The sequence below is a fragment of the Alsobacter sp. SYSU BS001988 genome (assembly GCF_054796215.1).
This window is the reverse complement of record NZ_JBTAMK010000004.1, coordinates 241,957-255,273: the sequence shown is the minus strand read 5'-3', so window position 1 is coordinate 255,273 and position 13,317 is coordinate 241,957. Positions and strand designations below refer to the sequence as shown.

At 69.9% G+C, this 13,317-nt stretch carries 16 protein-coding genes; 14 read left to right on the top strand and 2 right to left on the bottom strand.

Annotated features, from left to right (window positions below; all coding sequences use genetic code 11):
* Positions 1-4 precede the first annotated feature (4 nt).
* From ACYVO7_RS10765 to leuC, 11 genes are all read left to right on the top strand, one after another.
* Positions 5-1,021 (top strand): cell division protein FtsX, encoded by a 1,017-nt coding sequence (locus ACYVO7_RS10765; protein WP_460449827.1) that lies wholly within the window; start codon positions 5-7, stop codon positions 1,019-1,021.
* 145 nt (positions 1,022-1,166) lie between these two features.
* Positions 1,167-1,811 carry a YdcF family protein gene (locus tag ACYVO7_RS10760; protein ID WP_460449826.1) on the top strand — a complete coding sequence of 215 codons (645 nt, stop codon included), beginning with the start codon at positions 1,167-1,169 and terminating at the stop codon, positions 1,809-1,811.
* 73 nt (positions 1,812-1,884) lie between these two features.
* The gene (locus ACYVO7_RS10755; RefSeq protein WP_460449825.1) at positions 1,885-2,652 is read left to right on the top strand and encodes a lysophospholipid acyltransferase family protein; all 768 of its coding nucleotides are present in this window, start codon (positions 1,885-1,887) and stop codon (positions 2,650-2,652) included.
* A 230-nt stretch (positions 2,653-2,882) separates the two neighbouring features.
* Positions 2,883-4,454, top strand: coding sequence for a signal recognition particle protein (gene ffh, locus ACYVO7_RS10750; protein WP_460449824.1), 1,572 nt, complete (start codon positions 2,883-2,885; stop codon positions 4,452-4,454).
* 81 nt (positions 4,455-4,535) lie between these two features.
* A complete protein-coding gene (gene rpsP, locus ACYVO7_RS10745) occupies positions 4,536-4,886 on the top strand; it encodes a 30S ribosomal protein S16 (RefSeq protein ID WP_460449823.1) in 351 nt (116 codons plus the stop codon).
* 59 nt (positions 4,887-4,945) lie between these two features.
* Positions 4,946-5,488: a ribosome maturation factor RimM gene (gene rimM / locus ACYVO7_RS10740; protein WP_460449822.1), complete on the top strand. Its 543-nt coding sequence runs from the start codon at positions 4,946-4,948 to the stop codon at positions 5,486-5,488.
* On the top strand, positions 5,485-6,192 hold the full coding sequence (locus ACYVO7_RS10735) for a carbonic anhydrase (protein ID WP_460449821.1): 708 nt from the start codon (positions 5,485-5,487) through the stop codon (positions 6,190-6,192). The genes rimM and ACYVO7_RS10735 overlap by 4 nt, the downstream gene beginning before the upstream one ends.
* Before the next feature lie 5 nt (positions 6,193-6,197).
* Positions 6,198-7,145, top strand: coding sequence for a threonine/serine dehydratase (locus ACYVO7_RS10730; protein ID WP_460449820.1), 948 nt, complete (start codon positions 6,198-6,200; stop codon positions 7,143-7,145).
* 1 nt (position 7,146) lies between these two features.
* Entirely contained in the window at positions 7,147-7,842 is a 696-nt protein-coding gene (gene trmD, locus ACYVO7_RS10725) for a tRNA (guanosine(37)-N1)-methyltransferase TrmD (RefSeq protein WP_460449819.1), read from the top strand.
* A 252-nt stretch (positions 7,843-8,094) separates the two neighbouring features.
* Positions 8,095-8,493: a 50S ribosomal protein L19 gene (gene rplS / locus ACYVO7_RS10720; protein ID WP_460449818.1), complete on the top strand. Its 399-nt coding sequence runs from the start codon at positions 8,095-8,097 to the stop codon at positions 8,491-8,493.
* A 195-nt stretch (positions 8,494-8,688) separates the two neighbouring features.
* Entirely contained in the window at positions 8,689-10,092 is a 1,404-nt protein-coding gene (gene leuC / locus ACYVO7_RS10715) for a 3-isopropylmalate dehydratase large subunit (RefSeq protein ID WP_460449817.1), read from the top strand.
* 90 nt (positions 10,093-10,182) lie between these two features.
* Here leuC and ACYVO7_RS10710 read toward each other — a convergent pair whose 3' ends face one another.
* Complete coding sequence (locus ACYVO7_RS10710; RefSeq protein WP_460449816.1) at positions 10,183-10,506, bottom strand: hypothetical protein; 324 nt, start codon at positions 10,504-10,506, stop codon at positions 10,183-10,185.
* 172 nt (positions 10,507-10,678) lie between these two features.
* On the opposite strand from ACYVO7_RS10710, the gene ACYVO7_RS10705 reads away from it, so the two are divergent.
* From ACYVO7_RS10705 to leuD, 3 genes are all read left to right on the top strand, one after another.
* Positions 10,679-10,924, top strand: a complete 246-nt coding sequence (locus ACYVO7_RS10705; protein WP_460449815.1) for a hypothetical protein — start codon at positions 10,679-10,681, stop codon at positions 10,922-10,924.
* Positions 10,925-10,993: 69 nt separating this feature from the next.
* Positions 10,994-11,446, top strand: coding sequence for a metallopeptidase family protein (locus ACYVO7_RS10700; RefSeq protein WP_460449814.1), 453 nt, complete (start codon positions 10,994-10,996; stop codon positions 11,444-11,446).
* Positions 11,447-11,519: 73 nt separating this feature from the next.
* The gene (gene leuD, locus ACYVO7_RS10695) at positions 11,520-12,125 is read left to right on the top strand and encodes a 3-isopropylmalate dehydratase small subunit (protein ID WP_460449813.1); all 606 of its coding nucleotides are present in this window, start codon (positions 11,520-11,522) and stop codon (positions 12,123-12,125) included.
* 72 nt (positions 12,126-12,197) lie between these two features.
* On the opposite strand, the gene leuB is transcribed toward leuD, so the two are convergent.
* Positions 12,198-13,310 (bottom strand): 3-isopropylmalate dehydrogenase, encoded by a 1,113-nt coding sequence (leuB, locus tag ACYVO7_RS10690; protein ID WP_460449812.1) that lies wholly within the window; start codon positions 13,308-13,310, stop codon positions 12,198-12,200.
* Between the last annotated feature and the right edge of the window lie 7 nt (positions 13,311-13,317).

Here is a 13,317-nt window from a genome sequence, read left to right as displayed (position 1 = left end):
GCGCATGAGCCAGACCGGACATTCCGACGACGAGGTCGTGCGGCGGCCCTACGCGACCGACGGCGTGGAACATGAGGCGGCCGCGGCCGCGGATGGGGACGGCGCCCAGCCCGAGCGGCCGCTGGGCCGCAACCAGCCGCTGGTGCCCGCCGCCTCGATCGCAGGCCGCGCGCTCGTCACCGTCATCGCGATCATGACCTTCCTGGCCGGCCTGACGGCGGGCGCGGCGCAGCTTCTCTCGGAGGCGTCGGCCGACTGGCGCAGCCAGGTGTCGCGCGAGGTCACCATTCAGGTGAGGCCGGGTCCCGGCCGGGCCATCGACGACGAGGTCGCCAGGGCCGCAGACCTCGCCAGGGCGACGCCGGGCGTCTCGGACGTCCGCATCTACACCAAGCAGGAATCCGAGCGGCTGCTCGAGCCCTGGCTGGGATCGGGCCTCAATCTGGAGGAGCTTCCCGTTCCCCGTCTCGTGGTGCTTAAGATCGCGCCCGCAGCGCGCGTCGATTTCGGCGCGCTCAGGCAGAGCCTGGCCAGCGGCGTCAAGGGGGCGAGCCTCGACGATCACCGGCTCTGGGTCGAGCGGCTGGCCACGATGGCCAACACCTTCGTGCTGCTCGGGGTCGGCATCCTGGCGCTGGTCCTGTCGGCGACCGGGATGGCGGTGGCGTTCGCCACGCGCGGCGCCATGGACGGCAATCGCGGGATCGTGGAAGTCCTGCATTTCGTCGGCGCGAGCGACGCCTATATCGCGTCGGAGTTCCAGCGCCACTTCCTGCGGCTGGGCCTTCGCGGGGGCGCGCTGGGCGGCGCGGCGGCGCTCGTCTTCTTCGTCGCGGCGGGCTGGTTCGCGGCCGCCTGGGTCGCGACGCCCGAGGGAACGCAACTGGAAGCCTTGTTCGGCCGTTTCTCCATCGGCTGGCGCGGCGTTCTGGCCGTGGCGGCCATCGCGCTGCTGGTCGCGGCGGTGACCGCAGTCGTGTCGCGCCTGACGGTCAGGCGAACCCTGCGCGAGCTATCCTGATTTCATGCGCGGCTTCGCCGCTATCCGCGTTAACGGTTTGTAACCATGATGACTCAATCCTTGGTCCGAGCGGACTGAACGGGAGGAACGTCTCGGCCCTGGCGCGCCGACCGCATGCGCGCCACCGCCCCGGCTTGAAACCATGATGAGACTGGCGCGAAACCTTCTGATCACATGCTGCATCCTGACCGGGCTCGCCCTCTCGGCCGGGTTTTTCCTGTTCGTGCAGGGTCTCGACCGCAACGAGAAGGCCGCCGCCGCGCGGGTGGACGGGATCGTGGCGCTGACCGGCGGCGCCGAGCGCATCGCGGACGCGGTCGACCTGCTGGCGCGCGGCCGGGGCGAACGGCTCCTGATCACGGGCGTGAACGAGAAGACCACCAAGGAGGAGATCGCCAGGCAGCGGCCGGAGTTCCGGGCCTATTTCGCCTGCTGCGTGGACCTCGACTACCAAGCCCTGAACACCATCGGGAACGCCGAGCAGACGCGCAACTGGGCGCGGCGGCACAATTTCCGGCGCCTGCTGATCGTCACCTCCACCTACCACATGCCGCGCACGCTGGCGGAACTCGGCCACGCGATGCCGGAGGCCCAGTTCCTTCCCCATCCGGTGGTGACCGACAAGCTCGACCTGGCGTCGTGGTGGCGCGAGCCCGGCATGGTCAAGCTGCTCGCGCTGGAATACGTCAAGTTCGTCGCCGCCGTGACGCGGATCCAGCTCGGCGTGCGCGACGAGGACATGGGCTCGGCGAGGGCGGATCGGCCGGCCGCCGTCTCGGCCCTGCGCTGAAGCGGTTCCACTCGGGGCCGAATGATTCTAAGCAGGGTCGCCGCGCGTCTCCGGCCGGCTCGACGGACCCATCATGACGCTGCGCTCCCTGCTCCTGAACGTCGTCCTCTATGTCAGCCTCGTGATCCACATGGTGCTGGCGCTGCCCACGCTGGTGCTGCCGCGGCGGTTCCTGATGGCCTATGTGCGGGGATGGGGCCGCTATTTCGTGTTCATCTGCCGGGTGATCGGCGGGATCGGGCTGGAGGTCCGCGGACGCGAGAACATTCCGAAGGGCCCGCTTCTGGTGGCCGCCAAGCACCAGTCGATCTGGGAGACCTTCGCGCTGATCGGGCTGTTCGACGATCCCTGCTTCATCCTCAAGCAGGAGCTCACCTGGATCCCGCTCTTCGGCTGGTTCGCCCTCAAGGCCCGCATGCTGCCGGTGGACCGGCGCGGCGGCGCGAGCGTGCTCAAGCAGCTGAACGAGAAGGCCCGGGAAGAGGTCCGCGCCGATGACGGCCGGCAGATCCTGTTCTTCCCGGAAGGAACCCGGCGTCCGGCGGGCGCGCCGCCGCAGTACCGGCACGGGGTCGTGCATGTGTATGAGCGCCTCGGCGTGCCCTGCCTGCCGGTGGCGCTGAACTCCGGCCTGTTCTGGCCGCGCCGCAGCCTGCAGCACCGGTGCGGCACGGTCATCGTCGAGATCCTGCCGCCGCTCCCGCCCGACATGCCGCGCGACGAGTTCGCGGCGGCGCTGCAGGCCCGGATCGAGGAGGCCTCCGACAGGCTGCTGGCCGAGGGCCTGGCCGAGCTCGGCCCCAACGCGCCGGTCCTGCCGCCCCGCCCGGCCCGGACCTGAGCCGCAGGCGGCTCCGGCGCCGCCGACCTTGACTCCGGCGGCCACATCTTCTATCCGCTGCGGCTTCATCGACGATGTCTCGTCCTTGAGCCGCCGCCCGGGCCCGGAGCCCGGAGGTCAACGCCCGACAGCGCGATGCGCCCTCGGGCGCGTTCGGCTTTGGACTTGAGGTCGCCGCAATCCATGCGCTTGGTCGCCGTCCATCACGGCTCCAGCAAAGGCGGGTGACGATGTTCGAGGGCCTTTCCGACAAGCTCTCAGGCATTCTGGACAAGCTGACGCGCCGCGGCGCGTTGACGGAGGACGACGTCAACGCCGCCCTGCGCGAGGTCCGCCGCGCCCTGATCGAGGCCGACGTGGCGCTCGAGGTCGTGCGCAGCTTCACCGACAAGGTGCGGGCGCGCGCCGTCGGGGCCGAGGTGGTCAAGTCCGTCACCCCCGGCCAGATGGTCGTCAAGATCGTCCATGACACGCTGGTGGACACGCTCGGATCGCAGGCCGATCCGATCAACCTGGACGCCGTGCCGCCGGTGCCGATCCTGATGGTCGGCCTGCAGGGCTCGGGCAAGACGACCTCCACGGCCAAGATCGCCAAGCGCCTCTCCGAGCGCGAGCGCCGCAAGGTGCTGCTCGCCTCCCTCGACACGCGCCGGCCCGCCGCCATGGAGCAGCTGGCCGTGCTCGGCAAGCAGGTGGGCGTCGAGGTGCTGCCCATCGTGGCCGGGCAGACCGCAGTCCAGATCGCCCGGCGCGCCATGGAGGCCGGCCGGCTGGGCGGCTTCGACGTCGTGATGCTCGACACCGCCGGCCGCACCACGGTCGACGAGGCGCTCATGGCCGAAGTCGCCGACGTGAAGGCGATCACGAACCCGCACGAGGTGCTGCTCGTCGCCGACGCGCTCACCGGCCAGGACGCCGTCAACACCGCGCGCGCCTTCGACGAACGGGTCGGCATCACCGGAATCGTGCTGACGCGCGTGGACGGCGACGGCCGCGGCGGCGCGGCCCTGTCCATGCGCGCCGTCACCGGCAAGCCGATCAAGCTCGTCGGCGTCGGCGAGAAGATGGACGCGCTGGACGAATTCCATCCGGCGCGCATCGCCAACCGCATCCTGGGCATGGGCGACATCGTCTCGCTCGTCGAGAAGGCGGCGCAGTCGATCGACCAGGAGAAGGCGCTTCGCATCGCCGACAAGATGCGCAAGGGCAAGTTCGACCTGGACGACATGCGCGAGCAGCTCGCCCAGGTGGAGAATCTGGGCGGCATGGGCGGCCTGCTGGGCATGATCCCCGGCATCGCCAAGATGAAGGACCAGATCGCCAGCGCCAATCTGGACGGCAAGGTGATCAAGCGCCAGGTGGCGATCATCAACTCGATGACGGCCGCCGAGCGCCGCAACCCGGACGTGCTCAAGGCGTCGCGCAAGAAGCGCATCGCGGCGGGCTCGGGCACGAAGGTCGAGGAGGTCAATCGCGTCCTGAAGACCCACCGCCAGATGGCCGACATGATGAAGATGATGGGCCAGGGCGGAAAGCGCGGGCCCATGGCGGGCCTCGCCAACATGTTCGGCATGGGGGGCGGCATGCCGCAGGTCACCCCCGAGATGCTGGAGAAGCTGAAGAGCCAGCTGCCGCCAGGCGCGATGCCGCCCGGCATGGGCGGCGGGCTCCCGGCCACGCCTCCGGCGGGCCTGACCGGCGGTCCCAAGGGTCCGGGCCTGCCCGGCCTGGGCGGCCCGAAGATTCCCGGCCTGCCGGGCCTCGGCGGCGGGTTCAACCCGTTCGGGGGCAAGAAGAAGTGAGCGAAGCGTCCTCCGGGGCGCCGCTTCCGAGATCTCATCCACGATCCACCACCTCAACGCACTGCTAGAAGGATTACTGCCATGTCTCTCAAGATCCGCCTCGCCCGTGGCGGCGCCAAGAAGCGTCCCCACTACTCCATCGTCGTCGCCGACAGCCGCTATCCGCGCGACGGCCGCTTCATCGAGAAGCTCGGCACCTTCGATCCGATGCTGCCGAAGGACTCGGCCGAGCGCGTCAAGTTCGACGCCGAGCGGGCCAAGGACTGGCTGACCAAGGGCGCCCAGCCCACCGACCGCGTCGCCCGCTTCCTGGACGCCGCCGGCCTGATGAAGCGCGCCGCCCGGAACAATCCCGAGAAGGCGCTGCCGAAGAAGAAGGCCCAGGAGCGCGCCGCCGCCGCGGCCGCCGCGGCCGGCGAAGCCGCCGAGTAACATCGACCCACCGGATCGCGGGCCCCTTCGGCCCGCGATCCGCGACCCGAGAGGCGCGTGTGGCTGACGATCTCATCCTGATGGGCGTGCTCGGAGCGCCGCACGGCGTGCGGGGCGAGATGCGGCTGAAGTCCTTCACGGAGGATCCGCTCGCCATCGCCGACTACGCTCCCCTGACCGACGAGGCGGGAAAGCGGTCGTTCCGGATCCTCTCGGCCCGGTCCGTCAAGGACGACATGCTGGTCGTGCGCCTCGACGGGGTCGCCGACCGGGACCAGGCGGCCGCCCTGACGAACACCCGCCTCTTCGCTCCGCGGAACCAGCTTCCGCCGGTCGAGGACGAGGACGAATTCTATCACGCCGACCTCATCGGCCTGGCGGTCGTGGCCGAGAACGGCGAGGCCCTGGGGACGGTGCTGGCCGTCCTCGATTTCGGCGCCGGCGAGATCCTGGAGATTCAGCCCGCTTCCGGAGGCCGGCCATTCATGCTTCCCTTCACCCGTGAGGCGGCGCCGGTGGTCGACCTCAAGGCGGGCCGCATCGTCGCCCGTCCCCCGGTCGAGACGTCCGGCGAAGAAGAACCGCCCGAGGAGGCCGTATGACGGACGACGTCGACCACGCGGGGTTCCCGCCCCAGCTCCTGGAAGGCTACAAGACCTTTTCGGAAAACCGGCTGCCGCGCGAGCGCGAGCGCTTCGAGGAATTGGCCGCCTCGGGCCAGAAGCCGAAAGTCATGCTGATCGGCTGCTGCGACTCGCGCGTCTCGCCCGAGGTGATCTTCGACGCCCGGCCCGGCGAGATCTTCGTCGTGCGCAACGTCGCCAACCTGATCCCGCCCTATGAACCGGGCGACGAGCACCAGCACGGCACCTCCGCGGCGCTGGAGTTCGCCGTCATGGGGCTTCGGGTCGAGCACATCGTGGTCATGGGCCATGCGCTGTGCGGCGGCGTGCGCGCCTTCGCGGAGAACGAGAGCGACCCCTATACGCGCCCGCTGTCCCCGGGCGACTTCATCGGCCGCTGGATCAAGCTGATCGCGCCCGCGGCCGAGGCCATCGGGCCCGGCTCGCATGACGACGAGAGCTATGTCGAGCGCCTCGGCATGGCGTCCGTCGAGAACAGCATCGCCAACCTGCTCACCTTCCCGTGCGTCCGCACGCTGGTGGAGCGCAAGCGCCTCTTCCTGCACGGCGCCTATTTCGGCGTGACGACCGGCCGCCTGCGGATCCTGAACCCGGCCACGCGCCAGTTCGAGCCCTATGGGCCCGGCCCTGACGGGCGCTTCTCGCTGATGCATTGCGGCTGAACTCCATGACGCTCCCGGTCACCCCCGCCGCGATCCACACCGCCTACGACCGCATCCGTCCCCATGTCCGCCGCACGCCGCTGATGCGGGCCGACGGAATCGCGGGCGCCGACGTCACCTTCAAGCTGGAGCTGACGCAGCACGCAGGGTCGTTCAAGACCCGGGGCGCGTTCAACAACCTGCTGTCCCGGACGGCGCCGGCGGCCGGGGTGGCGGCGGCGTCCGGCGGCAACCATGGGATCGCGACGGCGCTGGCCGCCCAGCGCCTGGGCCTGAAGGCCACGATCTTCGTGCCGGAGATCTCCTCGCCCGTGAAGATCGCCGCCATCCGGGCGCAGGGCGCGGATGTGGTCGTGGGCGGCGCGCGCTACGCCGACGCGCAGGAGGCCTGCGACCGCTTCGCGGCCGAGAGCGGGGCGTTGAAGGTCCACCCCTATGACGCGGTCGAGACGCTCGAAGGGCAGGGCACGGTCGCGCTCGAATGGGAGCAGGATCAGGCGCAGCTGGGACTGGGCGCGCTCGACACCGTGCTGGTGGCCGTCGGCGGGGGCGGACTCGCGGCTGGCTTGGCGGCGTACTGGCGCGGGCGCGTGAAGGTGGTCGCGGTGGAGCCCGAGGGCTCGCGCTGCCTGCACGCCGCGCTCGAGGCGGGCGAACCCGTGGACGTGCCCGTGGACTCCGTGGCCGCGGACTCGCTTGGCGCGCGGCGCGTCGGCGCGCTGCCGTTCGCGATCGCCCGCGAGGCGATCGACCACGTGGCGCTCGTGGGCGACGCGGCCATCCGGGACGCGCAGAAGCGCCTGTGGGCGGACTACAGGCTCGCCTCCGAGCCTGGCGGCGCGGCCGCGCTGGCCGCGCTCCTGAGCGGCGCCTATGCGCCACGCCCGGGCGAGCGCGTCGGAGTGCTGCTGTGCGGGGGCAACGTGGACCCGGCCACGCTAGGGGCGCTCTGACATGAGCTGGTCCGCGAGCGTGCTCACGCTGTTCCCGGGCATGTTCCCGGGTCCGCTCGGGCAGTCGCTGGCGGGCGACGCCCTGGCGCGCGGCGCGTGGGCGCTGGACGCGTACGACATCCGCACCCACGGGCTCGGCCGCCATCGCGCGGTGGACGACACGCCCGCGGGCGGTGGCGCCGGCATGGTCATCCGCGCCGACGTGCTGGCGGCCGCGATCGACGCGGTCGCGCCCGCCGACGACCCGCGCCCCCGCTTGCTGATGAGCCCGCGCGGGCGCCGGCTCGCGCAGGCGCGCGTACGCGAGCTCGCGCGCGGACCCGGGGTCGTGATCGTGTGCGGGCGCTTCGAGGGCGTGGACGAGCGCGTCATCGCGGGCCGCGGGCTCGAGGAAGTATCCGTGGGCGACTACGTGCTCTCGGGCGGCGAGCTCGCCGCGCTCGTGCTCATGGACGCCTGCGTGCGCCTGCTGCCGGGCGTCATGGGCAAGGACGCGTCGGGCGCGGAGGAGAGCTTCGAGGGCGGGCTGCTCGAGTACCCGCACTACACCCGTCCGCGCGAGTGGGAGGGGCGGGCGATCCCGGACGTGCTGCTCTCGGGCGACCATGGCCGCATCGCCCGCTGGCGGCGCGAGCAGTCCGAGAGCATCACGCGCGAGCGCCGCCCGGACCTGCTTGGCCGGATAGGCTTGCCTTAACGCCACTGCTGAGCAGGATAAGGGACCCGCATACAAACACTGCGGGCGCAAGTGGGATGCCCGCGATACCCATCAATGGAGCAATTGCGGGAAACAGCCAAAATCGTACTGCGCGGCCGGGCTGCTCGACCAAGAGCGCGGTGGATCGAGCGCTGAAGAGTCGACACGCCGTCGTGGTTGGTGTATGGCGCGCTGGCAAATGAAAACAGCGTTCCAAAGCGCTCGCCGGTAATCGGCGGAATGGAGAGTTCAATGGATATCATTCAGCAGATCGAGAAGGAGCAGGCCGACCGCCTCGCTTCCGTCCGCGGCGTGCCGGACTTCCGTCCCGGCGACACCGTCCAGGTGAACGTCAAGGTCGTCGAAGGCGAGCGCACCCGCGTGCAGGCCTATGAGGGCGTCTGCATCGCCCGCAACGGCGGCGGCATCCAGGAGAGCTTCACGGTCCGCAAGATCAGCTACGGCGAAGGCGTGGAGCGCGTGTTTCCGGTCTACTCGCCGCTGATCGAGTCCATCAAGGTGGTCCGCACCGGCAAGGTGCGCCGCGCCAAGCTGTATTACCTGCGCGACCGCCGCGGCAAGTCGGCCCGCATCGCCGAGCGCAAGGACGCCCCCAAGGGCGACAAGGCGAAGGCCGCCGCCGCGAAGTAAGGCCGCCGTCGGCCGGGCGCTGGGCGCCCAAGCCGCCGTCCGGCGGAGCGCGGCCCCTCGGGCCGCGTTTTCGTATGGCGAACGGGCCGTCTTGCGGCCCGTCGCCCCAAAAAGGCTTCCGCCTCGCGCCGAGCGCTATTAGATGTGGGCGGATTTCGCGTTCCCCGAACGCTCTCCACCAGCAGAGACAGAGCCATGGCCCCGCGCACCCTCTACGACAAGATCTGGGACGACCACGTCGCCGATACGCAGCCGGATGGGACGTGCCTGCTCTATATCGACCGCCACCTCGTTCATGAGGTGACGAGCCCGCAGGCCTTCGAGGGGCTGCGCATGACGGGCCGGAAGGTCCGCGCGCCGCAGAAGACGCTGGCCGTGGTCGACCACAACGTGCCCACGTCCGACCGCCGGCTCGGCATCGAGGATCCCGAGGCGCGCACGCAGGTCGAGGCGCTGGCCGAGAACGCGCGCGAGTTCGGCATCGAATATTTCAACGAGCTCGATCCCCGCCAGGGCATCGTGCACATCATCGGCCCCGAGCAGGGCTTCACGCTGCCCGGCACCACGATCGTGTGCGGCGACAGCCACACGTCGACGCATGGAGCCTTCGGGGCGCTGGCCCACGGCATCGGCACCAGCGAGGTCGAGCATGTTCTCGCCACGCAGACGCTGATCCAGAAGAAGGCCAAGAACATGCGGGTGACGGTGGACGGCCAGCTGCCGCCCGGCGTCACCGCCAAGGACATCATCCTGGCCATCATCGGCGAGATCGGCACGGCCGGCGGCACCGGCAGCGTGATCGAATACGCCGGCGAGGCGATCCGGTCGCTGTCGATGGAAGGCCGGATGACGATCTGCAACATGTCGATCGAGGGCGGCGCCCGCGCCGGCCTGGTGGCGCCGGACGAGAAGACCTTCGCCTACCTGAAGGGCCGTCCGAAGGCTCCGAGCGGCATGGCGTGGGACATGGCGGTCGAGTACTGGCGCACGCTGGTGTCCGACGAGGGCGCGCATTTCGACCGCGAGATCCGGCTCGACGCCGCCAGCCTGCCGCCCATCGTGACCTGGGGCACCAGCCCGGAAGACGTCGTCTCGGTGACCGGCTCCGTGCCCCGGCCCGAGGACGCCCCCTCCGAGCAGAAGAAGGCCGCCATCGCGCGAGCGCTCGACTATATGGGCCTGAAGGGCGGCGAGCGCATCCAGGACATCAAGCTGGACCGGGTCTTCATCGGCTCGTGCACCAACGGCCGCATCGAGGACCTGCGCGCGGTCGCCAAGGTGGTCGAGGGCAAGACGGTCAGCCCGCATGTGAGCGCCATGATCGTCCCGGGCTCCGGCCTGGTGAAGATGCAGGCGGAGGAAGAGGGCCTGGACAGGATCTTCAAGGCCGCGGGATTCGACTGGCGCGAGCCGGGCTGCTCCATGTGCCTGGCGATGAACGCCGACAAGCTCGCTCCCGGGGAGCGCTGCGCATCGACGTCCAACCGCAACTTCGAAGGCCGGCAGGGCTTCAAGGGCCGGACCCATCTGGTGTCGCCCATCATGGCCGCCGCCGCCGCCGTCGCCGGACATTTCGTCGACATCCGCGAGTGGCGCTGACCGCGACGCCGTTTCGGCCGCCGCTGACGCAAAAGCCCGGGCTCGCGCCCGGGCTTCGCATGTCAGGACCGACCCGCAGGCCGGGGATGGTCACCAGCAGCGGCGCGTGACGCGGAAGCCGCCGAAATAGGGGTCCCACCGACGCACGACGCGGCAGCGCGGCCCGCCCCAGCGCGGCGGCCCGTAATAGGGGCGGCCATAGCCGTAGCCGCCGCCCCAATAGTGCCGGCGCGGGTGGCCGTAATAGCCGTAGCCCGGACCCCACTGGACGGTCGTGGCCAGCCCTTCACTGGCATGGGCGACGGGAGCCGCGGCCATGGGCGGGAGCGGCGCAGCCTGCGCGCCGGCGAGCCCACCGACCAGCAGCGCGCCGGCGGCCAAGGCCTGAAGGGTGAGAATGCGGGGGGAGATCATGATACATGTCCTCATGTTGACGTCAGCCGGCCCCTATTCGGCTGTGTGAGAGAGTGAAACATCGCCGCTGAATGCACGCGGAACGGCGTGTTCAGCTGCGGTTCAACATCATGAACGGCCTTTCAGGCCGGATGGTTGGCCGGGTGAGGCGAAAAGCCCTGGAGCGTCCGTCATGAACACAGGCAAGCCCAGCGACGAGGAACGCCAGCGCGAGTCCCGGGAGGCGCTCGCCAGGACGTCGGCCGAGAGCGGCGTGCTCGGGAGTTCGGCGCTGGCGCAAGCCGCGCGGCACTTCGCGGCCGCCGACGCGCCGCAGGACGACCGGATCGAGGTCTGGGGCCGGCGGATCGCCCGGGCGCTGGCGCTGCTGTTCGTCGGCTACCTGGCGCTCGAACTGCTGGCCTTCCTGAACCGCTGACCCCCCGCGATCGCCCGTTGAACTCCTCATTCGGGCTCCCATCTGTCCGGAGCCTCCCGGGACCCGACGATGACCGCCTCACGCCCTGACCGCCTCAAGACCGCGTCGGCGCCCGACGCCGCGATCGCCGCCCTGCGGGCGCCCAGCCTCGACGATTTCGAGCGGCTGGCGGCCGACGCCTTCGCCCGGCTGCCGGCCGAGTTCCGCGCCCTGTGCGACGGCGTCGTGATCCGGGTCGAGGATTTCCCCGACGACGAGACGCTCGACGCGATGAACTGCGAGTCGGAGTTCGATCTGCTCGGCCTGTTTCGCGGCACGGGCCTCGCCCAGGCCGGCGCGACGCTCCAGACCGGCCAGTTCCCCAACATGGTCTGGCTCTACCGCCGTCCGATCCTCGACTACTGGGCCGACCATGACGAGAGCCTCGGCGATCTCGTCACCCATGTGCTGGTGCACGAGATCGGGCATCATTTCGGCTTGAGCGACGCCGACATGGCTGGGATCGAGGCCGCTGCGGAGTAGGCTCTACCCACCGGTCGCGCAGCCTGCTAAAGCGTGCCCCACACGCGCCATCCGCAAAGCTCGGATCCGAACCATGCAGCCATTCACCACCCTCACCGGCGTCGCCGCTCCGCTCGAGATCATGAACGTCGACACCGACATGATCATCCCCAAGCAGTACCTGAAGACCATCAAGCGCACCGGGCTCGGGGCTGGCCTGTTCGCCGAGATGCGCTTCCGGGAGGATGGGACGGAGAACCCGGATTTCGTGCTGAACCAGCCCGCCTATCGCAAAGCGCAGATCCTGGTGGCCGGCGACAATTTCGGCTGCGGCTCCTCGCGCGAGCATGCGCCCTGGGCGCTGCTGGACTTCGGCATCCGCTGCGTCATCTCGACCAGCTTCGCCGACATCTTCTACAACAACTGCTTCAAGAACGGGATCCTGCCGATCACCGTGTCGCAGGAAGACCTCGACAAGCTGCTCGACGACGCCAAGCGCGGCGCCAATGCGACGCTCAGCATCGACCTCGCCGCCCAGGAGATCCGGGGTCCCGACGGCGGCGTGGTGCGGTTCGACCTCGACCCCTTCCGCAAGCATTGCCTGCTGAACGGCCTCGACGACATCGGCCTCACGATGGAGAAGGCCGGCGCGATCGAGACCTATGAGCAGAAGAAGGCCGCGAGCCAGCCCTGGCTCTGAGCCTCACGGACGCGTCAAAGTAAAAACCCCGCGGTCGCCCGCGGGGTTTTTTCGTGCGCCAGGGCCAGACCGTCAGCCGGCCAGGCGCTGCATCTCCTTGAGGATGGCGTCGCCCATTTCGGACGTCGACACGGCGTTCTGGCCGGCGGCGGCGATGTCCTTGGTGCGCAGACCGGAGTCGAGCACGTTCGCGATGGCCTTTTCGACCATGTCGGCGGCCTCCAGCATGCCGAAGGAGTAGCGCAGCGCCATGGCGAGCGAACCCATCATGGCGATGGGGTTGGCCATGCCCTTGCCGGCGATGTCGGGCGCGGAGCCGTGCACGGGCTCGTAGAGGGCCTTGCGCTTGCCGGTGGCGGGATCCTCCGCGCCGAGCGAGGCGGAGGGCAGCATGCCGAGCGATCCGGTCAGCATGGCGGCGACGTCGGACAGGATGTCGCCGAAGAGGTTGTCGGTCACGATGACGTCGAACTGCTTGGGCTGGCGGACGAGCTGCATGGCCAGCGAGTCGGCCAACTGGTGCTCCAGAGCGACGTCCTGGTACTCGGCCTTGTGAAGGGCGGTGACCACCTGGTTCCAGAGCACGCCGGACTTCATCACGTTGCGCTTCTCGGACGACGTCACCTTGTTGCGGCGCTTGCGGGCGAGCTCGAAGGCGACGCGGGCGATGCGGTCGATTTCGTGGGTCGTGTAGACCTGCGTGTCGACGGCTCGCTTCTCGCCGTTCTCCAGCGTCACGATCTCCTTCGGCGCGCCGAAATAGACGCCGCCCGTGAGTTCGCGGACGATGACGATGTCGAGCCCCTCGACCAGCTCGCGCTTCAGCGAGGAGGCGTCGGCCAGGGCCGGGAAGCAGATCGCCGGACGCAGATTGGCGAACAACGCGAGATCCTTGCGCAGGCGCAGGAGGCCGGCCTCCGGGCGCGCCTCATAGGGGACGGCGTCCCATTTGGGGCCGCCCACCGCGCCGAACAGCACGGCGTCCGCCGCCGTGGCGCGCGCCATGGCGTCGTCGGTGATCGCGACCTTGTGGGCGTCATAGGCCGCGCCTCCGACGAGGTCCGTCTCGGTCTCGAAGCGGGCCACGCCCTGCGAGCCCAGCCACGTCACCAGCTTCCGGACTTCGCCCATGACCTCGGGCCCGATGCCGTCGCCTGGCAGAAGAAGGATGTTGTGGCTGCTCATCTTTCGT

Excerpts from the sequence above, each read along its gene's own strand:
- ACYVO7_RS10765 (WP_460449827.1), top strand. The coding sequence starts at position 5 with ATGAGCCAGACCGGACATTCCGACGACGAGGTCGTGCGGCGGCCCTAC.
- ACYVO7_RS10760 (WP_460449826.1), top strand. The coding sequence starts at position 1,167 with ATGAGACTGGCGCGAAACCTTCTGATCACATGCTGCATCCTGACCGGG.
- ACYVO7_RS10755 (WP_460449825.1), top strand. The coding sequence starts at position 1,885 with ATGACGCTGCGCTCCCTGCTCCTGAACGTCGTCCTCTATGTCAGCCTC.
- ffh (WP_460449824.1), top strand. The coding sequence starts at position 2,883 with ATGTTCGAGGGCCTTTCCGACAAGCTCTCAGGCATTCTGGACAAGCTG.
- rpsP (WP_460449823.1), top strand. The coding sequence starts at position 4,536 with ATGTCTCTCAAGATCCGCCTCGCCCGTGGCGGCGCCAAGAAGCGTCCC.
- ACYVO7_RS10735 (WP_460449821.1), top strand. The coding sequence starts at position 5,485 with ATGACGGACGACGTCGACCACGCGGGGTTCCCGCCCCAGCTCCTGGAA.
- ACYVO7_RS10730 (WP_460449820.1), top strand. The coding sequence starts at position 6,198 with ATGACGCTCCCGGTCACCCCCGCCGCGATCCACACCGCCTACGACCGC.
- trmD (WP_460449819.1), top strand. The coding sequence starts at position 7,147 with ATGAGCTGGTCCGCGAGCGTGCTCACGCTGTTCCCGGGCATGTTCCCG.
- rplS (WP_460449818.1), top strand. The coding sequence starts at position 8,095 with ATGGATATCATTCAGCAGATCGAGAAGGAGCAGGCCGACCGCCTCGCT.
- leuC (WP_460449817.1), top strand. The coding sequence starts at position 8,689 with ATGGCCCCGCGCACCCTCTACGACAAGATCTGGGACGACCACGTCGCC.
- ACYVO7_RS10710 (WP_460449816.1), bottom strand. The coding sequence starts at position 10,506 with ATGATCTCCCCCCGCATTCTCACCCTTCAGGCCTTGGCCGCCGGCGCG.
- ACYVO7_RS10705 (WP_460449815.1), top strand. The coding sequence starts at position 10,679 with ATGAACACAGGCAAGCCCAGCGACGAGGAACGCCAGCGCGAGTCCCGG.
- ACYVO7_RS10700 (WP_460449814.1), top strand. The coding sequence starts at position 10,994 with ATGACCGCCTCACGCCCTGACCGCCTCAAGACCGCGTCGGCGCCCGAC.
- leuD (WP_460449813.1), top strand. The coding sequence starts at position 11,520 with ATGCAGCCATTCACCACCCTCACCGGCGTCGCCGCTCCGCTCGAGATC.
- leuB (WP_460449812.1), bottom strand. The coding sequence starts at position 13,310 with ATGAGCAGCCACAACATCCTTCTTCTGCCAGGCGACGGCATCGGGCCC.